The 24,991-nt window shown below is 65.5% G+C and carries 24 protein-coding genes and 1 pseudogene; 17 read left to right on the plus strand and 8 right to left on the minus strand.

What is annotated here, in order from left to right; genetic code table 11:
• Positions 1 to 6 precede the first annotated feature (6 nt).
• The 3 genes from HU751_RS06335 to gspG all read right to left on the minus strand — a co-directional run bounded on the left by HU751_RS06335 (position 7) and on the right by gspG (position 2,845).
• Positions 7 to 1,164, minus strand: coding sequence for a GGDEF domain-containing protein (locus HU751_RS06335; protein ID WP_186735176.1), 1,158 nt, complete (start codon positions 1,162 to 1,164; stop codon positions 7 to 9).
• A 65-nt stretch (positions 1,165 to 1,229) separates the two neighbouring features.
• Positions 1,230 to 2,408: a type II secretion system F family protein gene (locus tag HU751_RS06340; protein ID WP_186735174.1), complete on the minus strand. Its 1,179-nt coding sequence runs from the start codon at positions 2,406 to 2,408 to the stop codon at positions 1,230 to 1,232.
• An 11-nt stretch (positions 2,409 to 2,419) separates the two neighbouring features.
• Positions 2,420 to 2,845: a type II secretion system major pseudopilin GspG gene (gene gspG, locus HU751_RS06345; RefSeq protein ID WP_050705945.1), complete on the minus strand. Its 426-nt coding sequence runs from the start codon at positions 2,843 to 2,845 to the stop codon at positions 2,420 to 2,422.
• Between the two features lie 185 nt (positions 2,846 to 3,030).
• On the opposite strand from gspG, the gene HU751_RS06350 reads away from it, so the two are divergent.
• The 4 genes from HU751_RS06350 to HU751_RS06365 all read left to right on the plus strand — a co-directional run bounded on the left by HU751_RS06350 (position 3,031) and on the right by HU751_RS06365 (position 8,383).
• Positions 3,031 to 3,630, plus strand: a complete 600-nt coding sequence (locus HU751_RS06350) for a lytic transglycosylase domain-containing protein (protein ID WP_186735172.1) — start codon at positions 3,031 to 3,033, stop codon at positions 3,628 to 3,630.
• Positions 3,631 to 3,757: 127 nt separating this feature from the next.
• A complete protein-coding gene (locus HU751_RS06355; protein WP_186735170.1) occupies positions 3,758 to 5,203 on the plus strand; it encodes a sensor histidine kinase in 1,446 nt (481 codons plus the stop codon).
• A 290-nt stretch (positions 5,204 to 5,493) separates the two neighbouring features.
• Positions 5,494 to 6,987, plus strand: a complete 1,494-nt coding sequence (locus tag HU751_RS06360) for a sensor histidine kinase (protein ID WP_186735167.1) — start codon at positions 5,494 to 5,496, stop codon at positions 6,985 to 6,987.
• Positions 6,956 to 8,383, plus strand: coding sequence for a sigma-54-dependent transcriptional regulator (locus HU751_RS06365; RefSeq protein WP_186735165.1), 1,428 nt, complete (start codon positions 6,956 to 6,958; stop codon positions 8,381 to 8,383). Before HU751_RS06360 ends, HU751_RS06365 begins: the two co-directional genes overlap by 32 nt.
• Positions 8,384 to 8,540: 157 nt before the next feature.
• Here the strand turns inward: HU751_RS06365 and HU751_RS06370 are convergent, their stop codons facing one another.
• The 3 genes from HU751_RS06370 to HU751_RS06380 all read right to left on the minus strand — a co-directional run bounded on the left by HU751_RS06370 (position 8,541) and on the right by HU751_RS06380 (position 10,952).
• Complete coding sequence (locus tag HU751_RS06370; RefSeq protein ID WP_186735163.1) at positions 8,541 to 8,840, minus strand: hypothetical protein; 300 nt, start codon at positions 8,838 to 8,840, stop codon at positions 8,541 to 8,543.
• A gap of 105 nt (positions 8,841 to 8,945) precedes the next feature.
• Positions 8,946 to 10,298, minus strand: coding sequence for a GntP family permease (locus tag HU751_RS06375; RefSeq protein WP_050705103.1), 1,353 nt, complete (start codon positions 10,296 to 10,298; stop codon positions 8,946 to 8,948).
• A gap of 114 nt (positions 10,299 to 10,412) precedes the next feature.
• Positions 10,413 to 10,952 (minus strand): gluconokinase, encoded by a 540-nt coding sequence (locus HU751_RS06380; RefSeq protein ID WP_186735161.1) that lies wholly within the window; start codon positions 10,950 to 10,952, stop codon positions 10,413 to 10,415.
• A 207-nt stretch (positions 10,953 to 11,159) separates the two neighbouring features.
• Here HU751_RS06380 and gnuR point away from each other — a divergent pair, with 207 nt between their 5' ends.
• From gnuR to HU751_RS06445, 13 genes and pseudogenes are all read left to right on the plus strand, one after another.
• Complete coding sequence (gene gnuR, locus HU751_RS06385; protein WP_186735159.1) at positions 11,160 to 12,179, plus strand: transcriptional regulator GnuR; 1,020 nt, start codon at positions 11,160 to 11,162, stop codon at positions 12,177 to 12,179.
• Between the two features lie 213 nt (positions 12,180 to 12,392).
• Positions 12,393 to 13,163 (plus strand): RHS repeat-associated core domain-containing protein, encoded by a 771-nt coding sequence (locus HU751_RS27215; RefSeq protein ID WP_437181037.1) that lies wholly within the window; start codon positions 12,393 to 12,395, stop codon positions 13,161 to 13,163.
• 278 nt (positions 13,164 to 13,441) lie between these two features.
• Positions 13,442 to 13,639: pseudogene (locus tag HU751_RS06395) on the plus strand (RHS repeat-associated core domain-containing protein); the annotation flags it as partial.
• Between the two features lie 464 nt (positions 13,640 to 14,103).
• Positions 14,104 to 15,462 carry a benzoate 1,2-dioxygenase large subunit gene (gene benA, locus HU751_RS06400; RefSeq protein WP_186735157.1) on the plus strand — a complete coding sequence of 453 codons (1,359 nt, stop codon included), beginning with the start codon at positions 14,104 to 14,106 and terminating at the stop codon, positions 15,460 to 15,462.
• Complete coding sequence (gene benB / locus HU751_RS06405; RefSeq protein ID WP_186714351.1) at positions 15,459 to 15,944, plus strand: benzoate 1,2-dioxygenase small subunit; 486 nt, start codon at positions 15,459 to 15,461, stop codon at positions 15,942 to 15,944. The genes benA and benB overlap by 4 nt, the downstream gene beginning before the upstream one ends.
• A 66-nt stretch (positions 15,945 to 16,010) precedes the next feature.
• Positions 16,011 to 17,021, plus strand: coding sequence for a benzoate 1,2-dioxygenase electron transfer component BenC (gene benC / locus HU751_RS06410; protein ID WP_186735156.1), 1,011 nt, complete (start codon positions 16,011 to 16,013; stop codon positions 17,019 to 17,021).
• A 147-nt stretch (positions 17,022 to 17,168) separates the two neighbouring features.
• Positions 17,169 to 17,930 carry a 1,6-dihydroxycyclohexa-2,4-diene-1-carboxylate dehydrogenase gene (locus HU751_RS06415; protein WP_186735590.1) on the plus strand — a complete coding sequence of 254 codons (762 nt, stop codon included), beginning with the start codon at positions 17,169 to 17,171 and terminating at the stop codon, positions 17,928 to 17,930.
• A 55-nt stretch (positions 17,931 to 17,985) separates the two neighbouring features.
• Positions 17,986 to 19,320, plus strand: a complete 1,335-nt coding sequence (locus tag HU751_RS06420) for an MFS transporter (protein WP_186735588.1) — start codon at positions 17,986 to 17,988, stop codon at positions 19,318 to 19,320.
• A gap of 28 nt (positions 19,321 to 19,348) precedes the next feature.
• Positions 19,349 to 20,470 (plus strand): muconate cycloisomerase family protein, encoded by a 1,122-nt coding sequence (locus HU751_RS06425; RefSeq protein WP_186735586.1) that lies wholly within the window; start codon positions 19,349 to 19,351, stop codon positions 20,468 to 20,470.
• 16 nt (positions 20,471 to 20,486) lie between these two features.
• Positions 20,487 to 20,777 (plus strand): muconolactone Delta-isomerase, encoded by a 291-nt coding sequence (gene catC, locus HU751_RS06430; RefSeq protein ID WP_186735584.1) that lies wholly within the window; start codon positions 20,487 to 20,489, stop codon positions 20,775 to 20,777.
• Positions 20,778 to 20,813: 36 nt separating this feature from the next.
• Positions 20,814 to 21,728 carry a catechol 1,2-dioxygenase gene (catA, locus tag HU751_RS06435; RefSeq protein WP_186735582.1) on the plus strand — a complete coding sequence of 305 codons (915 nt, stop codon included), beginning with the start codon at positions 20,814 to 20,816 and terminating at the stop codon, positions 21,726 to 21,728.
• A gap of 180 nt (positions 21,729 to 21,908) precedes the next feature.
• The gene (locus HU751_RS06440) at positions 21,909 to 23,159 is read left to right on the plus strand and encodes an OprD family porin (protein ID WP_186735580.1); all 1,251 of its coding nucleotides are present in this window, start codon (positions 21,909 to 21,911) and stop codon (positions 23,157 to 23,159) included.
• A 75-nt stretch (positions 23,160 to 23,234) separates the two neighbouring features.
• Positions 23,235 to 24,293: a metal-dependent hydrolase gene (locus tag HU751_RS06445; protein ID WP_186735578.1), complete on the plus strand. Its 1,059-nt coding sequence runs from the start codon at positions 23,235 to 23,237 to the stop codon at positions 24,291 to 24,293.
• A 69-nt stretch (positions 24,294 to 24,362) separates the two neighbouring features.
• Here HU751_RS06445 and HU751_RS06450 read toward each other — a convergent pair whose 3' ends face one another.
• Both HU751_RS06450 and HU751_RS06455 read right to left on the minus strand, forming a co-directional pair.
• Entirely contained in the window at positions 24,363 to 24,545 is a 183-nt protein-coding gene (locus HU751_RS06450) for a hypothetical protein (protein WP_186735576.1), read from the minus strand.
• Between the two features lie 101 nt (positions 24,546 to 24,646).
• Entirely contained in the window at positions 24,647 to 24,991 is a 345-nt protein-coding gene (locus HU751_RS06455) for a hypothetical protein (RefSeq protein WP_186735574.1), read from the minus strand.

Consider the following 24,991-nt stretch of genomic DNA (forward strand, 5'->3'; position numbering starts at 1 on the left):
AGGCCGTCAGGACACCTCGGCATAGCGCAACACCCGGCCACGTCCCTGTTGCTTGGCCGCATACAGCGCCCGGTCGCCCATCGACAGCAGCCGCGACAGCTCACCTTGCGCGGCCGGCTGGCTGACGATGCCGATGCTCACGCCCAGCAGCCCCGGCTCCAGCAGCGCCAGCCCGGAAAACCCGGCGCAGATCCGCTGTGCCACCTGTTCGGCCTCGGCTTCGCTTGCGCCACGCAGCAGGCAGGCGAACTCCTCGCCACCGATGCGCGCAAACAGGTCGTCCCGGCGCAGGTGACGAGCGGTTTCCCGGGCGAACGCCAGCAGCACCTCGTCCCCGACGGGGTGGCCGAAGCGGTCGTTGATGCGCTTGAAGTGGTCCAGGTCGCACAGCAGCAACGCCACCGGTGCCTGGCCTGCCGCGCAGTCATGCAGCAAGCCTGCGCCGCGCTCCATGAACGCCCGGCGGTTGTCGATGCCGGTCAGCGGGTCGCTGTAGGCCGCGGCGCGCAATAGGATCTCGGCGCGCTCGCGGACCATCGCCAGGGTCACATAGGAGATGCCGATGGCGAACAGCATCGACTCGAACAGAATGAAGGCGAAGAAACCCGGGCTGGCGCCGCCGCTATTGATCGCCTGGTCGAGGGCGACACCGTCCTCGAGCAGCGTGCGCATCAGGTAGAGCGTTGCATGCAGGGTGGTCAGGATCAACGTCGGGGTGTAGGACACCTGCAGGCGCACCCGTGGGCGCAGCAACTCGCCGATGCTCAGGCCGGTATAGCCCAGGGTCAGCAGCGAATACACCTTCACCCGCAGGCCGAGATCGCCGTAAAAGCCCGGCCACAGGCTGAACAGCCCCCAGAACACGGCGCCGGCCAGCAGCAGCGGCCAGTGCGGTTTGCGTCCGCCGAGCACGCGCATGGCCGTCCAGCCCAGGCCGGTGCCGACCAGCAGGACGATGTTGCCCAGCACCAGGGCCAGGTAGTCCACGCCAATCCCACGCAGGGCGTTCAGGCAGACCCCCAGGCCCGAGATCAACAGCATCGCGCCCAGGTAGCCCAGGCTCGGGTCGCTGGCGCAGCGCCGCCAGGCGTGCAGGGTCAGGATGCCCATCAGGGCCAGGATGAAAACGGCGACCAGGATCAGGGTCGGCAGGCTAAGCGGCACGATACAAGGGCTCAAAGGGCAAACTGGCGATGCTAAGCCATGCGCATGGCCATTTGCTACCTCGCTCAGTGAATGCTCGACGCCAGCTCGAAGATCGGCATGTACATCAGGATCACGATCAGTCCGATCAGCAGGCCGATGAAGGTCATCAGCAAGGGCTCGAACAGTTTGACGAACCATTCGACCCAGCGGCCGATCTCCTGGTCGTGGAAGTCCGCGCAGCGCTCGAGCATTTCGCCCAGGTTGCCCGACTGCTCACCGGCGCGCAGCAGCCGTAGCGAAACCGGCGTGACCAGTTGCCCGGCCTGCAGCGCATCGGACAACGGGAGGCCCTCGGCGACCCGCCGGCTGGCCTGCTCCAGGCCTTCGGCCGCGCTGCTGCCCAGCAGCCCGCGGGCCATGCCCAGGGCGGTGAGGATGGGAATGCCGCCTTGCAGGAGGATCCCCAGCGAGCGGTAGAAGCGCGCCAGCTGGTACATCACCAGGCGCTGGTGCAGGGCCGGTACCCGCCGCAGCAGACGGCCGGCGCCGCGGCGCAGCGCCGGGTGGCGACGCAGGGCGACCAGCGCGCCGATGCCGGCGAGCGTGCCCAGCCCCAGGGGCAGTTGCTGGGCATGCAGGAACAGTCCGATCTGCATCAGCACCCGCGACAGCCAGGGCAGCTCGGTGCCCATGCCCTCGAACACCAGGCTGAAGCGCGGCACCACATAGCCCAGCAGGAACAGCACCACGCCGCCGCCCACCAGCAACAGCAGCAGTGGATAGACCGAAGCGCCGACCAGCTTCTGGCGCACCAGGTCCAGTCGCTGGCGATAGCCGATGTAGCGGTTCAGGGCGTCGCCCAGGGCGCCGGTGCGCTCGCTCGACTGCACCAGGGCCACGTACAGGGCGGGGAACACCCGTGGCTGCTGGGCCAGGGCCTGGGACAGCGAGCGCCCCTCATACAGCTGGCGCACCAGCTGCTCCAGGGTCTTGCGCGTGGCGCCGCCCGGGGCTTTCTCGGCCAGGCTCTCGAGGGCGTCGATCAGCGGCAGGCCGGCGCCGAGCAGGGTGGCCAGCTCCTGGCTGAACAGCATCAGGTCGAACGCCGTCGGGCGGCGGCGCAGGGCGAGGCCCTGGCTGCGCACGCTGAGCACGCGCAAGCCCTGGTCTTCGGCCTGGCGCCGGGCCTGTTCGCTGTCCTCGGCCTCGACCTGCAATTGCACCACGCCCTGGCTGCCCAGGGCCTTGAGCTGATAGCGCATGGCCGGGCTCCTCACTGCCAGCTGGTGATTTCGGCGTTTTCCCCGTCACCGCCGGGCTGGCCGTCCTTGCCCATCGACAGCAGGTCGTACTCGCCGCCGTTCTCGCCGGGCTGCTTGTAGATATAGGGGCGTCCCCAAGGGTCCTGGGGCACCGCTTTCTGCAGGTACGGCCCCGACCAGCGCGCCTCGCCGCCGGGGGCGACCACCAGGGCCTGAAGGCCCTGTTCGCTGCTGGGGTAGTGGCCCACTTCCAGGCGATAGAGGTCCAGGGCCTTGCCCAGGCCTTCGATCTGCGCCCGTGCCACCTTGGCCTCGGAACGGCCCAGCTGGCTGAAGTACTTGGGCGCGACGATGCCGGCCAGCAGGCCCAGCACCACCAGCACCACCAACAGTTCGAGCAGGGTGAAGCCGCGTTGGCCGTGGATGTTGCGCTGCATGGTGAAACCCTCCAGTGCGTTTGCCTCTGTCATGCAACAGCCGTGCACGTCTGCGCCGGGCCCTTGCGCCATGCACGCTGGCGACCGGCACGGCGCTTGCGTCATAACCGAAAAGCCCGGATCGACGGGGCATTTCCCCCACATCGGGGGCCACTCTTGATCTTCTGCGGCGGGAGGCGACCGACATGCGTGGACTGATCCTGGGACTGGCGGCAGGGCTGATGGCGTTCGGCGCCCAGGCCGATATCTACATCGCCAGCGATGGCAAGGGCGGCTTCGTGCTGTCCAATGTGCATCGGCCAGGACGGCACTATGAACGGGTGATCAAGGAGCGCGGGGTGACGGGTGGGCCGGTCAACGCCCAGTTGGTCACCGGGCGGCCCTATGCCGACCTGGTGGCGGCCGCGGCCCTGGCCAACGATGTGTCGCCGGCGCTGCTGCATGCGCTGATCAAGGCCGAGTCCGGCTACAACCCCAAGGCCCGTTCGGCCAAGGGCGCGGCGGGATTGATGCAGCTGATGCCGGACACGGCGAAGGAGATGGGCGTCGCGGATGTGCTGGACCCGGCGTCCAACGTGCAGGGCGGGGCGCGCTATCTCAAGCGCATGCTCAAGCTGTTCGACAACGACATCACCCTGGCGGTGGCGGCCTACAATGCCGGGCCCGACGCGGTGCTCAGCCGGGGGCGGGTGGTGCCGCCGTTTGCCGAGACGCGGCGATATGTGCCGGCGGTGTTGCGTGAGTATCGGTTGCTGCGGGGGTTGGCCGAGGATGCGCCGCTTTGAGGGGGGGGATTTTCGAGGTGTTCGCCGTAGGTTCTGCAGCGCCAATCACCTCATGACCTTCACAAGCCCCATGCTTCCCCCAACTCTGGGCTATAACCTCTAGAGGTGCCCAGCCGCGGAGCCCGCCATGGACCTCGCCCCCCGTCCCGACACACTGCTGCCCGCCGACGCCGGCCCGGCGCGCAAGCCGTTCAACCTGCTGCGCTGGTACGCCTGGGTGAGCCTGGCCATCATCCTCTCGGTGGGGGTCGGGCTGGGCCTGATCTCCAGCCGCTTCATCATCGACGAGAGCGTCGAGCGCGACGCCTTGCTCACCGCGCAGTTCATCACCTCCATCGCCGACGCCGAAGTGCGCCATGTATCGATCCCCAACGTGCGGACCATGGGCGAATTGCTCGACCCGCGTACCGACCACGCCCTGTCGGACGTCGACCCCGAGGCCCGGCGCCGGGCCCGGGGCGAGTTCCTCGACCATATCGCCCACCTGCCGGACATGCTCCTGGCCAACATCTACGCCCCCGACCGTACGGTGATCTGGTCGAGCAACCCGGCGCTGATCGGCAAGCTGATCGAGTCGGACGACGACCTCGACCGAGCCTTCGAGTACAAGATGCGGGTGTCGGCCAGCTACCACGACTTCGAGCAGGCGCGCAGCGAACAGAAGTTCGTCACCCCGCCCGAACAGCTGTTCATCGAGAACTACATCCCTCTGTTCGATGCCGACGGCGAGAACGTCACGGCCATGGTCGAGATCTACAAGGAGCCCCACGACCTGATCGTGCGCATCGAGCACGGCCTGCTGCTGATCTGGCTGGCCATCGCCGTGGGCGTCGGCCTGGTCTATGTCGGCCTGTACGGCATCATGCGCCGCGCCGCCCGGTTGATGGCGGTGCAGCAGAAGCGGCTGATCGGCAACGAAACCTTCGTCGCCCTGGGCGAGGTGTCGTCGGCGGTGGCGCACAGCCTGCGCAACCCGCTGGCGAGCATCCGCTCCAGCGCCGAGCTGGCCCAGGCGTTCGATGAAGGCCCGGCGCAGAAGAACATCAGCGACATCATCAGCCAGGTCGACCGTATGTCGCAGTGGGTGCGCGAGCTGCTGCAGTCGCTGCGCCCGCTCGGCGACGAGGCTGTGCCGGTGGATGTGGCCCAGGCCCTGCGCGACAGCCTCCAGGCCCATGGCCAGGCGCTGCAACAGGGTGGCGTGCGGTTGGTACTGGCCGACCTGCCGACGGTCCGGGTGCTGGGCCAACCGGCCTTGCTCGGGCAGATCTTCAGCAGCCTGATCGCCAACGCCCTGGAGTCGATGGAGGCGGGTGGCGAGCTACGCGTGGAGGTGATGCGTCACGACCGGCGCACCCTCAGCCTGCGCCTCTCGGACACCGGCAAGGGTATGAGCGAGCAGCAGCAGCGCATGGCTTTCCGGCCATTTTTCACCACCAAGCAGGGTGGCGTGGGGGTAGGACTGATGCTGGTCAAACGGATCATGGAGTGCTTTGGCGGCTCGGTGCGGTTGAGCAGTCGCGAGGGGATGGGAACACGGGTGCTGTTGAATTTTCGCGTCGCAGCAACGTGATGTTTAACTGTAAATAAATTTCTTAACGTATTGTTTTAAAAGCATTTTATGAAATATGGGGTGCGACTCCCCAGAAGTGGGGAATTTTTCAATACTCAGCATTAAGAAATAAATTTAAGTCTATGATTTATAACATAAAACAAAATATTGAATGCGCTGGCTGACTTTTTGCTAGACCTGACACAGGCCTGAGGTGGCACCGTCTGCCCGGCCTCAATGGAGTCACTTTGCTATCACCGGTAGCAAGGGCATGCCGATAGCCCTCATCGGCCCCAGGCGGGAGCGACGCGATGCAGACGCTCGAAAACGATGCCCCCGACAAGCCCGGCGCTTCCGCCACCGGGCTGGCCGCGCCGCTGCGCGAGTTCAACCTGCTGCGCTGGTTCTCGCTGGTCAGCCTGCTGATCATCGCCTCGGTCGCCGGCGGGCTGGGATACGTCTCGACGCGTTTCGTGGTGCGTGACAGCGTCGAGCGCGACGCCATGCTCACCGCCCAGTTCATCCAGGCCATGGCCCAGGCCGAAGTGCGCCATTCGCAACTGCCGCCGGGCATCACCATGGGCGAGCTGCTTGACCCGCGCCTGGACCAGCAACACCTGCAGTTCACCCCGCAGCTGGCCGAGTCGACCCGGGTCGAGTTCCTCGACCATGTCGAACACCTGCCCGACACCCTGCTGGCCAATGTCTATGCCCGCGACCGCCTGGTGGTCTGGTCGACCAACCCCAACTTGATCGGCAAGCGCATCGACGAGGACGACGACCTGGAGCATGCCTTCCATTCGCGCCAGTCGGTATCGGCCAGCTACCACAAGGCCGATGAGGATCGCGAGGAGCAGAAGTTCCAGCGCGAGCCCCGGCACCTGTTCATCGAGAACTACATCCCGCTGTTCGACAGCCAGGGCGAGCAGGTACTGGCGATGGTCGAGATCTATAAGGAACCCCAGGACCTGGTCCGGCGCATCCAGCGCGGCTATGTGCTGATCTGGGCCTCGACCCTGGTCGGCGGGGCGCTGATCTACTTCGGCCTGTTCTGGATCGTGCGCCGCGCCGCCAGCCTGCTGCGCCACCAGCAGGACCGCCTGGTGGCCAGCGAGACCTATGTGGCCCTGGGCGAGATGTCCTCGGCGGTGGCCCACAGCCTGCGCAACCCGTTGGCCAACATCCGCTCCAGCGCGGAGCTGGCGCAGGACATCGCCAGCCCGACGGCGCAGAAGAACATCGGCGATATCATCACCCAGGTCGACCGCATGTCGCGCTGGGTCCGCGACCTGCTGGTATCGCTGCGCCCGGCCAGCGACGAGCCCGAGTCGGTGGACCTGGTGGCGGCCATCGAAGATGCGCGCCAGACCTTCGCCCCGCAGATCGAGCGCAACGGCGTGCGTTTCGCCTTCGACGGGCCACCGGTGCAATGGGTGGCCAGCCAGCCGCTACAGCTGACGCAGATCCTCAACAGCCTGTTCGCCAACGCCCTGGAGGCCATGCCCCAAGGCGGCGAGCTGCGCGCCGAGGTGCGCCAGCTGGAGGGCCAGCAAGCCCAGCTGCAGCTCAGCGACACCGGCAAGGGCATGAGCGAGCAGCAGCGGCGCATGGTGTTCAAGCCGTTCTTCACCACCAAGCAGGGCGGGCTGGGTGTCGGCCTGGCCCTGGTCAAACGGATCATGGAACGCTTTGGCGGCGCGGTCGAACTGACCAGCCGCGAAGAGGAAGGAACCCGCGTCAGCCTGACTTTCAACATTGCAGCGGGAGGGGACCATGGAGCACAGCATCCTGGTGGTCGAGGATGATGAAATCCTTGCCGATAACATTCGCACCTACCTGAGCCTGAAAGGCTTCGAGGTCACGGTGTGCCACAGCGCGGAGCTGGCGTTGGAGCAGATCAAGCGCGCCCAGCCGGACGCCGTGCTGACCGACAACTCGCTGCCCGGCATGAGCGGCCACGACCTGCTGCGCACGCTGGTGGCGCAGGCGCCGGAGCTCAAGGTGATCATGATGACCGGTTACGGTAACGTCGAGGACGCCGTGCTGGCCATGAAGGAGGGGGCGTTCCACTACCTGACCAAGCCGGTGGTGCTGGCCGAGCTCAAGCTGATGCTGGACAAGGCCCTGGCCGCCGAGCGCATGGAACGCACGCTGTCGTTCTACCAGGAGCGCGAGGCGCAGAAGTCCGGGCTGCAGGCGCTGATCGGCGAGTCGCCGGCCATGCTCGAACTCAAGCACACCCTGCGCCAGCTGCTCGACGCCGAGCAGCGCATGGCCAGCGGCGACCTGCCGCCGGTGCTGGTCGAGGGCGAGACCGGCACCGGCAAGGAACTGGTGGCCCGCGCCCTGCATTTCGACGGCAGCCGGGCCAAGGGGCCGTTCATCGAGTTCAACTGCGCCTCGATTCCTGCCAACCTGCTGGAGGCCGAGCTGTTCGGCCATGAAAAGGGCGCCTTCACCGACGCCAAGGAGCGCCGTGTGGGCCTGGTCGAGGCGGCCGACGGCGGCACCTTGTTCCTCGACGAGATCGGCGAGATGGACCTGGTGCTGCAGGCCAAGCTGCTCAAGCTGCTGGAGGATCGCACCATCCGCCGCATCGGCGCGGTCAAGGAGCGCAAGGTCGACCTGCGGGTGATCAGCGCCACCAACTGCAACCTCGAGCAGATGGTCCAGCAGGGCAAGTTCCGCCGCGACCTGTTCTTCCGCCTGCGCATCATCGCCCTCAAGGTGCCGCGCCTGTACGCGCGCGGGCAGGATATCCTGCGCCTGGCCCGGCATTTCCTGGCCCACCACGGGCGGCGCTACGGCAAGCCCAACCTGCGTTTCTCGGCCGAGGCCGAGGCGCTGATGCTGGGCTACGGCTGGCCGGGCAACGTGCGCGAACTGCGCAACATGCTCGAACAGACAGTGCTGCTGGCGCCCAGCGAGGTGATCGGTGCCCATCAGCTGAACCTGTGCCTGACCCTGGTCGACGAGCCACAGGCGCAACCGGCGCAGGTGCTGGCGTTCGAAGCGCCGCGTCATGAGCCACAGGGCGCCGCCAGCCTGCCGGACATGGAGCGCGACATGGTCTGCCGCACGCTTGATCGCACCGACTGGAACGTCACCAAGTCGGCACGTCTGCTGGGGCTGTCGCGGGATATGCTGCGCTACAAGATCGAGAAACTCGGCCTGACCCGCCCGGACAAGCGCCAGTGGTGACCAGCCCTGCGCAATCCCTGTAGGAGCGGCCTTGTGCCGCGAAAGGGCTGCAAGGCAGCCCCAGGATGTCAGCTTCGCAACATAAATCGCAGGGGCCGCTGTGCGGCCCTTTCGCGACACAAGGCCGCTCCTACAGGGACCTAGTAGCGTCATGGGCTCAAGGTTTCCCGCTAGTCCCTGACCCACCACCGTCACGCCCCATCCCCTCCGACCCACTACCACCCATCCCCGGCAGATCACGATCATCGTTCTGCTCGGCTGGCGGGCTTTCCGGGTCGTTGCCCTTGATCCTCGGGTCTGTATCCCGTGGCATGGGCTTCTCGATCGGGTTGAGGGTACTGTCGACCCCCGGCTGTGGCGCCGGATTGTGCGGATCGTCAGGGTAGGTGGCGCCGGTACCGGCGGCCAAGGCCAGGGGCGAGGCGAGCAGGGCGGCGAGAAGGAAGGCGTGTTTCATGGGGCAGGCTCCTTTGCGACGGAGAAAGCGGCCCTGCCTGCGCAGGGCCTCTGTCTCACTTGGGCCTGTGGCCCGTCAGCAAGGTGCCATGACGGCGACCAACGGTCACACCACCATCGACAGCAGCATGATGAAGATGATGCCGACCACCGAGAGGATGGTTTCCATCATGCTCCAGGTCTTGAAGGTCTCGGCCACGGTCATGTTGAAGTACTGCTTGACCAGCCAGAACCCGGCGTCGTTGACGTGGGACAGGATCAGGGAACCGGCGCCAGTGGCCAGCACCAGCAGCTCACGGTTGACCCCCGGCACCAGGTCGATCACCGGGGCGACGATGCCGGCGCCGGTGATGGTCGCCACGGTGGCGGAGCCGGTGGCGATGCGGATCACCGCCGCCACCAGCCAGGCCAGAAGGATCGGCGAGATCTCGGCCTGCACCGCCATCTGCCCGATCACATTGCCGACGCCGGTGTCCACCAGCATCTGCTTGAAGCCGCCGCCAGCACCGACGATCAGCACGATGGCGGCGGTGGGCGCCAGGCTCTGGTCGAGCATCTTCATGATCTGCTGGCGGTTGAAGCCGCGGGCCGAACCGAAGGTGTAGAAGGCCAGCAACAGGGCGGCGAGCAGGGCGGTGATCGGGTGGCCGATCAGGTCCATCCACTGGCGCACGATGTGCTCGGCCGGCAATACCACGTCGGCGAAGGTTTTCAGCAGCATCAGCACCACCGGCAGCAGCACGGTGATCAGGGTCACGCTGAAGCTCGGCAGGTTCTGCTGGTTCGACTCGCGAGCGATCTGGTCCATCAGCTCCTGGGACGGGTTGCCCGGGATGTAGCGCGAGATGAAGTTACCGAACAGCGGGCCGGCGATCACTGCGGTCGGCAGGGCCACCAGCAGGCCGTAGAAGATGGTCTTGCCAATGTCGGCGTGGAAGATGCCGATCGCCAGCAGCGGCCCCGGGTGCGGCGGCACCAGGCCGTGCACCACCGAAAGGCCGGCCAGCAGCGGGATGCCGATCTTCACCAGCGACACGCCGGAGCGGCGGGCGACGATGAACACCAGCGGGATCAGCAGCACGAAGCCGATCTCGAAGAACAGCGGGATGCCCACCAGGAAGGCGGCGAACATCATCGCCCAGTGCACCTTCTGCTTGCCGAAGGCGCGGATCAGGGTCTGGGCGATCTGGTCGGCGCCGCCGGAGTCGGCCATCAGCTTGCCGAGCATGGTGCCCAGCGCCAGGACGATGCCGACGAAGCCGAGCACGCCGCCGAAGCCGTCCTGGAACGATTTCATCACCTTGGCCACCGGCATGCCGGAGGTCAGGCCGAGAAAGCCTGCGGCCAGGGTCAGGGCGACGAAGGGGTGAACTTTGAAATGGGTGATCAGCAGGATGAGCCCGACGATGGTGACCATCGCGTCGAGCAACAGGAAGGTATCGGTAGCCAGTCCGAACATGGTTCGTGAACCTCGGTCTTTTCGTTGTTGTTTTGGTGTCGCGTGTCTTGCGTCATTGCGTCTTGAGAAGCATGGAGACAGCGCTGTCTTTGGTGAGCCGGAAAAACCGCCGGATCAGGCAGTCCGCGCCAGCGCCTGCTCACCGCAAGGCTTTAGCCATTGGTGCACGTCCTCGGCCAGCGTGATCAGCGGGCGGGTAGCATCCAGGGCCAGGGTCAGGGGCTCGGCGTGCGGCGGCTCCAGTGCGGCGAACTGGCTGTCGATCAGGCTGGCCGGCATGAAGTGGCCGGGGCGGGCCAGCACGCGCTTTTCCGCTTCCTGCGGGGTCAGTTCGAGGAACACGAAGCACAGTTCGGGCACGGCCTGGCGCAGGGTGTCGCGGTAGCGGCGCTTGAGGGCCGAACAGGTCAGGATCGGGCGCTCGCCGGCGGCCAGGGTGTCTTGCAGTTCCTGGCCCAGGCGCACCAGCCAGCCGGCGCGGTCGTCGTCGTCCAGGGGAATGCCGGCACTCATCTTGGCGATGTTCGCGGCGGGGTGGAAGGCATCGCCTTCGATCAGGCGGCCGCCGCTGCGGGTGGCGATGGCGGCGCCGACGCTGCTTTTACCACAGCCGGCTACGCCCATGACCACGATCGCGGACAGGGAAGGGTTCATCTGTACCTCCTGCTGGGTGAGATAGCGCTGTCTTGGCCGGGACGAGCCGAAGGTCATGCGCCACCCTCCCGGGTGTTATTGATCTTGTCTTTGGCAGTATGGACGCTGAACGCATGCCTGCTACCAAGATTGCATTGCCTGCATTCAGAGACAGCGCTACCTTAGTGACCGTTCCCCATTCCTGCAAGCGGTAAAATTACAACACTCATGTCCCGCACTGGCTCGCGCACTACCGGTCGTCCCACTCTGGCGGAAGTCGCCAGGCTTTCCGGGGTTTCCCCCATCACCGCCTCCCGCGCCCTGCGCGGCGTCAGCACGGTCGCGCCGGAACTGGCGCAGAAGGTCATGGCCGCGGCTAGCAGCCTCGGCTACGTCGCCAACCCGGCGGCGCGCGCCCTGGCCTCGGCGCGCAGCCAGTCGGTGGTGGTGTTGATCCCGTCACTGTCCAACCAATTGTTCATCGACACCCTCGAGGCCATTCACGAGGTGATGCGTCCCCGTGGCCTGGAAGTGCTGATCGGCAACTATCACTACGATATCGCCGAGGAAGAGAACCTGATCCGCAACTACCTGGCCTACCAGCCGTGCGGCATGCTGCTCACCGGCTTCGAACGCAGCGACGCCTCGCGGCAGATGCTCGCCGCCAGCCGGGTGCCGTGCGTGCACATGATGGAGCTGGGCGGCGAGGCCGATGCCCTGTCGGTGGGCTTCTCCCAGCACGAGGCCGGGCGCGCCGCGGCCCGCCACCTGATCGAACGTGGCCGTCGGCGCCTGGGGTTCATTGCCGCGCAGCTCGACCCGCGGGTGATGCAGCGCGCCGAGGGCTTCCGCCAGGCCCTGGCCGAGGCCGGCCTGCAGGCGCCCGAGTTGGAAATGCTCGATCCGCAGCCGTCGTCCATCGGCCTGGGCGGCACGCTGTTCAGCCGCTTGCTGGCCAAGGCGCCGGATGTCGACGGCATCTTCTTCTGCAACGACGACCTGGCCCAGGGCGCGGTGCTGCAGGCGCTGCGCGAGGGCGTCGAGGTGCCGCGACGGGTGGCGATGGTCGGCTTCAACGACCTGCCGGCCTCGGCGCACATGGTCCCGCGCCTGACCTCGATCCGCACTCCGCGCGCGGCGGTTGGCCGCGGCGCGGCCCAGGCGCTGCTGGCGCTGCTCGACGGCAAGCGAGTGGCCACCGGACAGCAGGACCTGGGGTTCGAGTTGATGGTGCGGGAAAGTACCTAGCTCGGTAGGCGTTGGCCGCTTGCAGTAACCGTTGTGAAAGCGGGCTTGCCCCGCGATCACTCGCAAGGCGGGTGCCATCGGTGGTGCAACTGACGCTGAAGCCCTCAACCAAGTGACAGGAAACCTTGGGCGTAAGCGTGACCTGTTACTTTTGCTAGTTGCGAGCGACCTCGTGATGAGTAAACCTGCCATCCAAAAGCAGGGAGATGAACCGTGACTAATACAACTCGTCTATTGCAAGTGGATATCATGGGCACAGTCATGGGCTCGCGTAATGAGCTTGACAATACGGACCTGGCATACACTGCATATGGTCATGAAACAGCAACCCTCGGGCCCACACCTTTCTTACGATTCAATGGCCAGTTTCGTGAGTCGGTCAATGGTGCTTATCTACTAGGCAACGGCTATCGTGGCTTCAATCCGGTACTGATGAGGTTCAGTTCCCCTGATAGCTATAGTCCGTTTGGTGATGGCGACGTGAATGCCTACGCATATTGTGGTGGGAATCCTGTTTTTCGAAGCGATCCATCAGGGCATATTTGGCGTGGTTTAGTCAAAATATTTGGCTCGCGCAGTAATCAAGCCCCAGCAAGGGCACGTTCTAATATGGAAACTTCTTTTTTTGAAAATGGTGTGGCTGGGCTTGCTTCGGGCTTGTACGTCGGGTCAGGGGCTCTGACAAAAGACGGGGCGGTGCGTCTAAATAAGGTAAGTATGGAAGATAAACTTACGAGGTGGGTTGATAATATTTTTGTTGCTGAAGTTTCTAATCGTTTTGGAGGGGAGGCGGGGCTTCGTACGCGTGAAATATTAAACTACGCGCGTCTTATGCAGTCTAGAGGGGTTGATATATACATGAAATCTATAGGTCAACAGGCTGCAACTCAACCTGGACCTCAGGTGTCGTTGCCAGGAAGGAGGTCCTATCTTTACCCTGATGGAGAAACAGTGCGCCGCACCGAGACGGACTCTCCTGAATGAACACTAGAGCTGCTCGTACTAACCGTTTGGTTAATTTTCCCTTCGCCGAGCTGCCTTGAAACTACCTAGTCCCTGGGACATGGCGAAACCTGAGGTTGGATGGGCAATGAAATGGGACCAAAGCCGTATTTTTTGAAGTTAGTAGCATGGCTACCACAACCACGGTACTCTCGGTTGACACCAACGACTCGATACTTGGCTGCGCAATACACCAGTTAAGCATCAGAGCGGCATACACACCCTACGGTTTCGATGTCACCCCGTGCCCTCTGCCACATATGCGGTTCAATGGGCAGTTACGAGAAGCAATGCTTGCAAGCTACCTGCTGGGAAACGGCTACCGCGCCTACAACCCAGCACTGATGCGTTTCAACTCGCCTGATAACCAGAGTCCTTTTGGTGAGGGTGGCCTGAATGCCTATGCCTATTGTGCCGGTGACCCGGTCAACAGCGTCGATCCTTCGGGGCATATGCTCGCCAGGACGGGTGTTTCAAAACCAGCTGCCGTTGGCAGGTGGAAAAGACTGGCGAAATCCGTCAGAAGAAAAGTGGCCATCGTGAAAGATGCGACCACCTTTGCCAAATTTTTCGTGGAGTTGCTCAGGAACCCGACCTTATCGAACCGGTGGGCGGTCATCAAGCAGACCGGCAAGATGGCAATCAAATACGGACTTCTTGCTCCCGCCAATTGGGTATATACCAAGCTGCGCCCAGCGCCGACGGTACCCGATCCAGTGGTGGCTGATTCTGCTCATCCTACTGTCGCCTTTGGCCATGCTTCTGCCTCTAAAGCTGATGTACAGCCGCCCGCCGCCAGTCGCGACGGGGTCCGTAGCGACACTGCATAAAACGGATAGCACTCTGCACAATCCGGATATCCCCGTCCCACCCAGCGACCTAACCTGACCCGGCCTGAACAATAACAACGGAGGCCCTGGCCATGTCCCTGGGATTCGACTATCTCAATGCCTTGCTCGAGGATGACCGGGAGAAGGGCGTCTACCGCTGCAAGCGGGAGATGTTCACAGACCCGCGCCTGTTCGACCTGGAGATGAAGCACATCTTCGAGGGCAACTGGATCTACCTGGCCCATGAAAGCCAGATCCTCGCCAACAACGACTTCCTCACCCTGACCATGGGGCGCCAGCCGATCTTCATCGCGCGCAACAAGGACGGGGAACTCAATGCCTTCCTCAACGCCTGCAGTCACCGCGGCGCCATGCTCTGCCGACACAAGCGCGGCAACCGGTCCAGCTACACCTGCCCGTTCCACGGCTGGACCTTCAACAACAGCGGCAAGCTGCTCAAGGTCAAGGACCCGGGCAACGCCGGCTACCCCGACAGCTTCAACTGCGAAGGCTCCCACGACCTGACCAAGGTCGCCCGTTTCGAGTCGTACCGGGGCTTTCTGTTCGGCAGCCTGAATGCCGAGGTCAAGCCGCTGGTCGAGCACCTGGGCGAGTCGGCGAAGATCATCGACATGATTGTCGACCAGTCCCCCGAGGGCCTGGAAGTGCTGCGCGGTGCCAGCTCCTACATCTACGAAGGCAACTGGAAGCTCACCGCCGAGAACGGCGCCGACGGCTACCACGTCAGCTCGGTGCACTGGAACTACGCCGCCACCCAGAACCAGCGCAAGCAGCGTGAAGCGGGCGACGAGATCAAGACCATGAGCGCCGGCGCCTGGGCCAAGCAAGGCGGCGGCTTCTACTCCTTCGAGCACGGCCACCTGCTGCTCTGGACCCGTTGGGCCAACCCCGAGGATCGCCCGGCCTATGAGCGACGCGAGCAACTGGCCGCTGACTTCGGCCAGGCCCGCGCCGACTGGATGATCGAGAATTCGCGCAACCTGTGCCTGTACCCCAACGTCTACCTGATGGACCAGTTCAGTTCGCAGATCCGCGTGGCCCGGCCGATCTCGGTGAACAAGACCGAGATCACCATCTACTGCATCGCGCCCAAGGGTGAAAGCGCCGAGGCCCGCGCCCGGCGCATCCGCCAGTACGAGGACTTCTTCAACGTCAGCGGCATGGCCACTCCGGACGACCTGGAAGAGTTCCGCTCCTGCCAGACCGGCTACGGCGCAGGTGCCGGCTGGAACGACATGTCCCGGGGGGCCAAGCACTGGATCGAAGGCGCCGACGCGGCGGCCAGCGAGATCGCGCTCAAGCCGCTGCTGTCGGGCGTGCGCACCGAGGATGAAGGCCTGTTCGTGCTGCAGCACAAGTACTGGCAGGACACCATGGTCCAGGCCCTGAAGGACGAACAACAGCTGATCCCCGTGGAGGCCGTGCAATGAGCCTGCATGACACCGTGCGCGATTTCCTCTACCGCGAGGCGCGCTACCTGGACGATGCCCAGTGGGACCAATGGCTGGAACTGTACGCCTGTGACGCGACCTTCTGGATGCCGTCCTGGGATGACGACGACACCCTGACCGAGGACCCGCAAAGCGAGATCTCGCTGATCTGGTACGGCAACCGTGGCGGCCTCGAGGACCGGGTGTTCCGCATCAAGACCGAGCGCTCCAGCGCCACGGTCCCGGATACCCGCACCTCGCACAACCTCAGCAACATCGAGATCGTCGCGGCGGACGAGGGCAGCTGCCAGGTGCGTTTCAACTGGCACACCCTGAGCTTTCGCTACAAGACCACCGACAGTTACTTCGGCACCAGCTTCTACACCCTCGACCTGCGCGGCGAACAGCCGCTGATCAAGGCCAAGAAGGTGGTCCTGAAGAACGACTACGTGCGCCAGGTCATCGACATCTACCACATCTGATTCACCGCCGAGCCTGTCGGTGTGCCTGAGGGCGCGCCGCGCCCAGGCTCGCCCGCGAGGTGCACCATGAGCTACCAGATCGCACTGAATTTCGAGGACGGGGTCACCCGTTTCATCGAGGCCACCGGCCACGAGACCGTGGCCGATGCCGCCTACCGCCAGGGCATCAACATCCCGCTGGACTGCCGCGACGGCGCCTGCGGCACCTGCAAGTGCAAGGCCGAGTCCGGGCAGTACGAGTTGGGCGACAACTTCATCGAGGACGCCCTGAGCGAGGAGGAAATCGCCCAAGGTTATGTGCTGACCTGCCAGATGCGCGCCGCCAGCGACTGCATGGTGCGCATCCCGGCTTCGTCGCAGCTGTGCAAGACCGAGCAGGCCAGCTTTGAAGCGGCCATCAGCGATGTGCGCCAGCTGTCGGCCAGCACCATCGCCCTGTCGATCAAGGGCGAGGCGCTCAGCCGCCTGGCGTTCTTGCCGGGGCAGTACGTCAACCTCAAGGTGCCGGGCAGCGAGCAGAGCCGCGCCTACTCGTTCAGTTCGCTGCCCAAGGACGGTGAAGTCAGCTTCCTGATCCGCAATGTGCCGGGCGGGCTGATGAGCAGCTTCCTCACCCAACTGGCCAAGGCTGGCGACAGCATGAGCCTGGCAGGCCCGTTGGGCAGTTTCTACCTGCGGCCGATCCAGCGCCCCTTGCTGCTGCTGGCCGGCGGCACGGGCCTCGCGCCATTCACCGCAATGCTGGAGAAGATCGCCGAGCAGGGCAGCGCGCATCCGTTGCACCTTGTGTACGGGGTGACCAACGACTTCGACCTGGTCGAACTGGACCGCCTGCAAGCCCTGGCCACGCGTATTCCCAACTTTACCTTCAGCGCCTGCGTGGCCAACCCCGATAGCCAGTACCCGCAGAAGGGCTACGTCACCCAGCACATCGAGCCGCGCCACCTCAATGACGGCGATGTCGATGTGTACCTGTGCGGCCCGCCGCCGATGGTCGAGGCGGTCAGCCAGTACATCCGCGAGCAGGGCATCACCCCGGCCAACTTCTACTACGAGAAGTTCGCCGCGGCGGCCTGAAGCTTTCATGGGGCTGCCCGCATCGTGCGGGTGAGGGTGGCCTCTTTTTATCCGGTGCGTGATTTCGCCTTCGTGGGAGCGGGCTTGCCCCGCGATCGCAATCGCGGGGCAAGCCCGCTCCCACGCCGGTGAATTGGAGAAGTCAGCATGAATGCAAGATTCCACAACAAAGTCGCCCTGGTCACCGGCGCCGCCCAGGGCATCGGCCGCGCCGTGTGCTGGCGGCTCAAGGCCGAGGGCGCGCAGGTGGTGGCGGTGGACCGCTCCGAACTGGTCCACGAACTGGCGGGCGAGGGCGTGCTGACCCTCACCGCCGACCTCGAACGGCATGCCGACTGCGCCCAGGTCATGGCCCGCGCCGTCGAGACCTTCGGCCGCCTCGACATCCTGGTCAACAACGTCGGCGGCACCATCTGGGCCAAGCCCTTCGAGCACTACCAGGTCGAGCAGATCGAGGCCGAGGTTCGCCGCTCGCTGTTCCCCACCCTGTGGTGCTGCCACGCGGCGCTGCCGTACATGCTCGAACGCGGCAGCGGCGCCATCGTCAACGTCTCGTCCATCGCCACCCGCGGCGTCAACCGCGTGCCCTACGGTGCGGCCAAGGGCGGCGTCAACGCGCTTACCGCGTGCCTGGCCTTCGAGACCGCCGGGCGCGGCATCCGGGTCAACGCCACAGCCCCCGGCGGCACCGAGGCGCCAGCGCGACGCATCCCGCGCAACGAGGCCGAGCAGAGCGCCCAGGAGCGGGCCTGGTACCAGCAGATCGTCGACCAGACCCTGTCCAGCAGCCTGATGAAACGCTATGGCAGCCTCGACGAGCAGGTCGGCGCGATCCTCTTCCTGGCTTCTGACGAGGCCTCGTACATCACCGGCGTGACCCTGCCGGTGGGCGGTGGCGACCTCGGCTGAAGGCCGCCCCGGCAAGGTTTCTCTGCACACAACAAGAACAACGGAGACAGATGCCATGCGAACACTCGACGTCCACGCGATCATCGACAATGCCCGCTTCACTCCCTTCCACTGGATGGTCATGGCCTGGTGCGGCCTGCTGCTGATCTTCGATGGCTACGACCTGTTCATCTACGGCGTGGTGCTGCCGGTGATCATGCACGAATGGGCGCTGACCCCGCTGCAGGCCGGCGCCCTGGGCAGCTACGCGCTGTTCGGCATGATGTTCGGCGCCCTGGCGTTCGGCAGCCTGGCCGACCGCATCGGGCGCAAGAAGGGCATCGCCCTGTGCTTCGCGCTGTTCTCGGGAGCGACCATCCTCAACGGCTTCGCCAGCAGCCCCAGCGAATTCGGCCTCTATCGTTTCTTTGCCGGTCTGGGTTGTGGCGGACTGATGCCCAACGCCGTGGCGCTGATGAACGAGTACGCACCCAAGCGCCTGCGCAGCACCCTGGTGGCGATCATGTTCAGCGGCTACTCGCTGGGCGGCATGCTCTCGGCGGGTATCGGCATTTTCCTGCTGCCGCGTTTCGGCTGGGAATCGATGTTCTTCGCCGCTGCCGTGCCGCTGTTGTTCCTGCCGGTGATCCTGTTCTACCTGCCGGAGTCCATCGGCTTCCTGGTGCGCAAGGGCCGTACCGAAGAGGCTCGCAGTCTGCTCAAGCGCCTCGACCCGACCTGCGATGTCACCGAGCGCGACACACTGGTTGTGGGAGCGGGCTTGCCCCGCGATGCCGGCAAAGCCTCATCTGTGCTTGAACTGTTCCGCAACGGCCTGGCCATCCGCACCCTGGCCCTGTGGCTGGCGTTCTTCTGCTGCCTGCTGATGGTCTACGCCCTCAGTTCCTGGCTGCCCAAGCTGATGGCCAGCGCTGGCTACAGCCTCGGCTCGAGCCTGTCGTTCCTGCTGGCGCTGAACTTCGGCGGCATGGCCGGGGCGATTCTCGGCGGCTGGCTGGGCGACCGCTACAACCTGGTCAAGGTCAAGGTGGCGTTCTTCCTCGCCGCCGCGCTGTCGATCAGCCTGCTGGGGGTAAACAGCCCGATGCCGGTGCTGTACCTGCTGATCTTCATCGCCGGTGCCACCACCATCGGCACGCAGATCCTGCTGTATGCCGGGGCCGCCCAGCTGTATGGCCTCTCGGTGCGCGCCACGGGCCTGGGCTGGGCCTCCGGCATCGGCCGCAACGGCGCCATCGTCGGGCCGCTGCTGGGCGGCGCGCTGATGGGCATCAACCTGCCGCTGCAACTGAATTTCATCGCCTTCGCCATCCCCGGCGCCGTTGCCGCGCTGGCCATGGCCGTGCACCTGGCCAGCGGCCGGCGCCACGCCCTGGCCGCGGCGGCCTGAACCCCACCCTGACTGAACTGGAGCCTGCATGACACGCCCAACCATCGACCGGCTGGAGACGCTCATCGTCGACCTGCCGACCATTCGCCCGCACAAGCTGGCCATGCACACGATGCAACGCCAGACCCTGGTGATCCTGCGCCTGCGTTGCAGCGACGGCGTGGAAGGCATCGGCGAGGCCACCACCATCGGCGGCCTGGCCTACGGTTACGAAAGCCCCGAGGGCATCAAGGCCAATATCGACGCGCACCTGGCGCCGGCACTGATCGGCCTGCCCGCAGGCAACATCAACGCCGCCATGCTCAGGCTGGACACGCTCGCCAAGGGCAACACCTTCGCCAAGTCGGCGATCGAGACTGCCTTGCTCGATGCCCAGGGCAAGCGCCTGGGGCTGCCGGTCAGCGAACTGCTCGGCGGGCGGGTACGCGACAGCCTGGAGGTGGCCTGGACCTTGGCCAGCGGCGACACCGCCCGGGATATCGCCGAGGCCGAGCACCTGCTGGAGATCCGCCGTCACCGGCTGTTCAAGCTGAAGATCGGCGCCAATCCGCTGGAGCAGGATCTCAGGCACGTGCTGGCGATCAAGCGCGAACTGGGCGAGCGCGCCAGTGTACGGGTCGACGTCAACCAGTACTGGGACGAGTCCCAGGCGATCCGCGCCTGCCAGGTGCTGGGCGACAACGGCATCGACCTGGTCGAGCAGCCGATCGCGCGCATCAACCGGGGCGGCCAGGTTCGCCTGAACCAGCGCAGCCCGGCGCCGATCATGGCCGACGAGTCCATCGAGAGCGTGGAGGACGCCTTCAGCCTGGCCGCCGCGGGCGCGGCGAGTGTCTTCGCCCTGAAGATCGCCAAGAACGGCGGCCCCCGCGCCGTGCTGCGCACCGCGCAGATCGCCGAGGCCGCAGGCATCGCGCTGTACGGCGGGACCATGCTCGAAGGGGCGGTGGGCACCCTGGCCTCGGCCCATGCCTTTCTCACCCTGCGCCAGCTGACCTGGGGCACCGAGCTGTTCGGCCCGTTGCTGCTGACCGAGGACATCGTCCGCGAAGCGCCGGTCTACCGCGATTTCCACCTGCACGTACCGGCCACTCCCGGCCTGGGCCTGACCCTGGATGAGGCGCAGCTGTCGCGCTTCGCCCGCCGCTGAGACAAGGAGAGACACCATGCTGTTCCACGTGAAGATGATCGTGAAGCTGCCAGCCGACATGGACCCGGCCAAGGCCGTGCAACTGAAGGCCGATGAAAAGGAACTGGCCCAACGCCTGCAGCGCGAGGGCACCTGGCGCCACCTGTGGCGCATCGCCGGCCACTACGCCAACTACAGCGTGTTCGACGTGCCCAGCGTCGAGGCGCTGCACGACACCCTGCTGCAACTGCCGCTGTTCCCCTACATGGACATCGAGGTCGCCGGCCTGTGCCGTCACCCCTCGTCGATCCATGCCGACGACCGCTGAATCCGACAAGACAAGAACAACCAGAGGTACCTGATCATGACCGTGAAGATTTCCCATACCCCTGAAGTGCAGCAGTTCTTCGAAGAGGCTGCGGGCTTGCACAACGACAACGGTAGTCCGCGCCTCAAGCGAATCGTCCAGCGGGTGCTGCAGGACGCCGCGCGCCTGATCGAAGACCTGGAGATCAGCGAGGACGAGTTCTGGCACGCCGTCGATTACCTCAACCGCCTCGGCGGGCGCGGCGAGGCCGGTTTGCTGGTGGCCGGGTTGGGTCTGGAGCACTTCCTCGACCTGCTGCAGGATGCCAAGGATGCCCGGGCCGGCCTGGGCGGCGGCACCCCGCGTACCATCGAAGGCCCGTTGTATGTGGCGGGCGCGCCGATCTCTCAGGGCGAGGCGCGCATGGACGATGGCAGCGAGGAGGGCGTGGCCACGGTGATGTTCCTCGAGGGGCAGGTATTCGGTCCCCAGGGCCAGCCGCTGGCCGGCGCCACGGTCGACCTGTGGCACGCCAACACCCGGGGCACCTACTCGTTCTTCGACCAGAGCCAGTCCGCCTACAACCTGCGTCGGCGCATCATCACCGACGCCGATGGCCGCTACCGCGCCCGCTCGATCGTGCCGTCGGGCTACGGCTGCGACCCGCAGGGGCCGACCCAGGAATGCCTGGACCAGCTCGGTCGCCACGGCCAGCGCCCGGCGCACATTCACTTCTTCATCTCGGCACCGGGGCATCGCCACCTGACCACCCAGATCAACCTCGCCGGCGACCGCTACCTGTGGGACGACTTCGCCTATGCCACCCGTGAAGGGCTGGTGGGCGAGGTGGTGTTGCGCGACGGCGGGCAGGGGCGGGTTGCCGAACTGACCTTCGACTTCCAGTTGCAGCAGGCGCAGGACAGCGAGGCTGAGCAGCGCAGCGGACGGCCGCGGGCCTTGCAGCAGGCCTGAGGGCCTTATCCGCTCCCACAGATCAAACCGTGGCTCTTTGATTTGCCAAGGACCGCGTGGGAGCGGGCTTGCCCCGCGATCGAAGGCGCAGCCTTCGCCATGCCCAGGAGGAGGGCATACCAGCGTTTCACCCCCGTTCCAGCGCTTCATCACATAACAACAAGATCAGAGAGCTTCGGAATGAACCACACCCCTTGCGTCGTCCTGGGCCTGACCCTGCTCAGTCCCTCCCTGCTGGCCGCCGAAGGCGGCTTCCTCGAAGACGCCAAAGCCAGCCTCGGCGCCCGCAACTACTATTTCAGCCGCGACTACGGCGACATCGTCGGCGCCAACCGCCAGTCCCGGGCCGAGGAGTGGGCCCAGGGCTTCATCCTCGACTTCAAGTCCGGCTATACCCCCGGCACCGTCGGTTTCGGCGTGGACGCCCTGGGCCTGCTGGGCATCCGCCTGGACAGCAGCCCCGATCGGGTCAACACCGGGCTGCTGCCGGTGCACGGCGATGGCCGTGCCGCAGCCGAGTACAGCCGCCTGGCGCCGACCTTCAAGGCACGCTGGTCAAAGAGCGAGCTGCGCCTGGGCGAGCTGCAACCCAACCTGCCGGTCCTCACCTTCAGCGATATCCGCCTGCTGCCGCCGACCTACCAGGGCATCAGCCTCAGTTCCGCCGAGCTGGAGGGCCTGACCGTGCAGGCCGGCCACCTGGGCAGCACGCACCTGCGCAACGAGGGCGGCGACGACAGGATGAGCGCCATGCTTGGTCATGTGCCGATGCGCCAGGCACAGAGCGACGCCTTCGACTATGCGGGCGGCGACTATGGGTTCAATGCCGGCCAGAGCAGTGTCAGCCTGTGGTATGGGCAACTGCAGGATATCTACCGGCAGGGCTTTGTGGGCCTCAAGCACAGCAAGCCGGTGGGCGACTGGGTGCTCAGCGCCAACCTCGGCTATTTCAGCGCCCGCGAGGCAGGCGACGCGCTGCTGGGGCGGATCGCCAACCAGGCGTTCTTCTCGCTGCTGACTGCCCGGCGCGGCGGGCACGGCTTTCATGTCGGCTACCAGGGTATCTACGGCGACAGCCCGTTTCCCCGGGTGTTCGCCAACATCTCGCCGCTGGGCAACGAAGTACCGACCTACGAGTTCGCCTACACCGACGAGCGCTCCTGGCAGCTGCGCTACGACTATAACTTCGCCGCCATGGGCATCCCCGGGTTGACCGCGACGGTGCGCTACATCACTGGCGACAACGTCGACACCGGGCAGGGCTTCGAAGGCCGGGATCGCGAGCGCGATATCGACCTCGGCTACGCGGTGCAGAGCGGGGTGTTCAAGGGGCTGGGGATCCGGGTGCGCAACGCGATGGCACGTTCGAACTATCGCAGCGACATCGACGAGAACCGCTTGATCCTGGTGTACACCTGGCAGCTGTTCTGACTGCCACGATGGCTATTTGCATATTCACTGGCGAAGCAGGTAGCTTGCGCAGGTCTCGCTCAGGAACCGTTCCCTTTGGACTCCCTCACCCAAGCCGTACTCGGCGCCGCCCTGCAGGGCACTGTGCTGGGCCGTCTCCAGGGGCGCCGTGCGCTGCTCTACGGCGCCGCCCTGGGCACCGTGCCCGATCTGGATGTGGTGATCCGCTACGCCGATCCGGTGTCGCAGATGACCTTCCACCGTGGCTTTTCCCATTCGATCTTCGTCCTGACCGGCCTGGCCTTGCTGCTGGCCTGGCTGGTCGCCTGGCGCTGGCCGGACAAGGGCTACACCCGGCCCCGGCTGTTCCTGGCCTTCTGGCTGGCGCTGGTCACCCACCCGATTCTCGACGCGTTCACCGTCTACGGTACCCAGCTGTTCTGGCCCTTGCACCTGACGCCGGAAAGCTGGGCCGCGGTGTTCATCATCGACCCGGTATACACCGTGCCGTTGTTGCTGGCGGTCGGCTATGCGGCGGTCAAGGGCCTGAAGGGCAGGGCGACCGTGCTGCTGTCCCTGGCGCTGGCGTTCAGCACTGCATACCTGGGCTTCGGCCTGGCTGGGCGGATGGCTGCCGAGCAACGTTTCGCCATGGCCCTGCAGGCGCAAGGCGTCACCAACAGCGAGGTCCGCGCGGTGCCCATCGCCTTCAACAGCCTGATCTGGCGAGTGCTGGCGAAAACCCCTGAGGGCGACTACTACGAGGGCGTGAGCAGCTGGTTCGACCGCGAGCCGCCCGAGATGCTGCGTCAGTCGCGCAACCTGGAGATGGCCGGGGTACTGGCGGGAGCCGCGTTACACGAGCGGCTGCGCTGGTTCACCGATGACTGGTTGCGCTACGACATCATCGGCGACTCGCTGGTGGTCACCGACCTGCGCATGGGCATGCCGGGTAGCTACAGTTTCCGCTTCGAGATGGCCCGGCGTGACGCTGTCGGACAATGGGCGGTCTCCCAGCCCCGCGGCTGGATCGGCGGCGGAGCCGCGTCCCTGTTCGATGGCGGCAGGCTGGCCTTGATCTGGCGCCGCATCCTCGACCAGCAACCGCCGCTGCCCTTGGCGGCGTGGGCGACGCCGGGCTCCGGGCACTTGTGAGGCAAAAAAAAGCCCGCCATGGCGGCGGGCAACAAGAGGCGTAGGGAGCAACGCACAACAAATTCGGGGTCAGGCGGCGAACGTGTCGCCGAGCAGGCGGTCGGCCAGGGTCTCGGCCGAGCGGCGGCTGGTCAACGGGCCGCTGATGGTTTCACCGTTGCGCAACAGGTACCAGCAGGCCAGCAGGCCTTGTTGGCGCAGGCTGCTGGGTACCGCGCTGCCGACAACGGACATGATCTGGATCGGGGCCATGGTGTATCTCCTCTCGAACATGGCTCCACCTTACGCAGATGCCCTCAGGGTTTGAAATCAATGTCCTCGATAGTGGTCATTGCTTTTATCAACTATGCCCCTCACCAGCGCGGCGGACCGTAGTACACCGGTGGCGGGCCGTAGTAGCGACGGTACACCGGTGGCGGCGGGGCGGGGACATAGCGCTCGACCACGTAGGGCTGGTAGTAGACCGGCGGCGGTGGCGCCTGCACGTAGACCGGTGGCGGCGGGTAGTAGGCCGGCTGGCGCTCGACATAGACGGTACGATCGTGGCCGCCCGATACCGCCGCCCCGACCACCGCGCCCACTACCGCCGCGCCGATCACTGGCCCCGGGCCATACCAGCCGCCACCATGGGCCGATGCCTGCCCGCTGATGGCCAGCGCACCGACCAGCAGGGCGATTCCGGGGATGAAACGCTTCAT

This window comes from Pseudomonas peradeniyensis (assembly GCF_014268935.2).
GTDB lineage: Bacteria > Pseudomonadota > Gammaproteobacteria > Pseudomonadales > Pseudomonadaceae > Aquipseudomonas > Aquipseudomonas peradeniyensis.

Coding starts and splice junctions, on each gene's coding strand:
- catC (WP_186735584.1), top strand. CDS start 20,487: ATGCTGTTCCACGTGAAGATGATCGTGAAGCTGCCAGCCGACATGGAC.
- benC (WP_186735156.1), top strand. CDS start 16,011: ATGAGCTACCAGATCGCACTGAATTTCGAGGACGGGGTCACCCGTTTC.
- benB (WP_186714351.1), top strand. CDS start 15,459: ATGAGCCTGCATGACACCGTGCGCGATTTCCTCTACCGCGAGGCGCGC.
- catA (WP_186735582.1), top strand. CDS start 20,814: ATGACCGTGAAGATTTCCCATACCCCTGAAGTGCAGCAGTTCTTCGAA.
- HU751_RS06415 (WP_186735590.1), top strand. CDS start 17,169: ATGAATGCAAGATTCCACAACAAAGTCGCCCTGGTCACCGGCGCCGCC.
- gspG (WP_050705945.1), bottom strand. CDS start 2,845: ATGCAGCGCAACATCCACGGCCAACGCGGCTTCACCCTGCTCGAACTG.
- HU751_RS06375 (WP_050705103.1), bottom strand. CDS start 10,298: ATGTTCGGACTGGCTACCGATACCTTCCTGTTGCTCGACGCGATGGTC.
- HU751_RS06350 (WP_186735172.1), top strand. CDS start 3,031: ATGCGTGGACTGATCCTGGGACTGGCGGCAGGGCTGATGGCGTTCGGC.
- HU751_RS06380 (WP_186735161.1), bottom strand. CDS start 10,952: ATGAACCCTTCCCTGTCCGCGATCGTGGTCATGGGCGTAGCCGGCTGT.
- HU751_RS06365 (WP_186735165.1), top strand. CDS start 6,956: ATGGAGCACAGCATCCTGGTGGTCGAGGATGATGAAATCCTTGCCGAT.
- HU751_RS06355 (WP_186735170.1), top strand. CDS start 3,758: ATGGACCTCGCCCCCCGTCCCGACACACTGCTGCCCGCCGACGCCGGC.
- HU751_RS06360 (WP_186735167.1), top strand. CDS start 5,494: ATGCAGACGCTCGAAAACGATGCCCCCGACAAGCCCGGCGCTTCCGCC.
- HU751_RS06425 (WP_186735586.1), top strand. CDS start 19,349: ATGACACGCCCAACCATCGACCGGCTGGAGACGCTCATCGTCGACCTG.
- HU751_RS06370 (WP_186735163.1), bottom strand. CDS start 8,840: ATGAAACACGCCTTCCTTCTCGCCGCCCTGCTCGCCTCGCCCCTGGCC.
- HU751_RS06420 (WP_186735588.1), top strand. CDS start 17,986: ATGCGAACACTCGACGTCCACGCGATCATCGACAATGCCCGCTTCACT.
- benA (WP_186735157.1), top strand. CDS start 14,104: ATGTCCCTGGGATTCGACTATCTCAATGCCTTGCTCGAGGATGACCGG.
- HU751_RS06440 (WP_186735580.1), top strand. CDS start 21,909: ATGAACCACACCCCTTGCGTCGTCCTGGGCCTGACCCTGCTCAGTCCC.
- HU751_RS06450 (WP_186735576.1), bottom strand. CDS start 24,545: ATGGCCCCGATCCAGATCATGTCCGTTGTCGGCAGCGCGGTACCCAGC.
- gnuR (WP_186735159.1), top strand. CDS start 11,160: ATGTCCCGCACTGGCTCGCGCACTACCGGTCGTCCCACTCTGGCGGAA.
- HU751_RS06340 (WP_186735174.1), bottom strand. CDS start 2,408: ATGCGCTATCAGCTCAAGGCCCTGGGCAGCCAGGGCGTGGTGCAATTG.
- HU751_RS06455 (WP_186735574.1), bottom strand. CDS start 24,991: ATGAAGCGTTTCATCCCCGGAATCGCCCTGCTGGTCGGTGCGCTGGCC.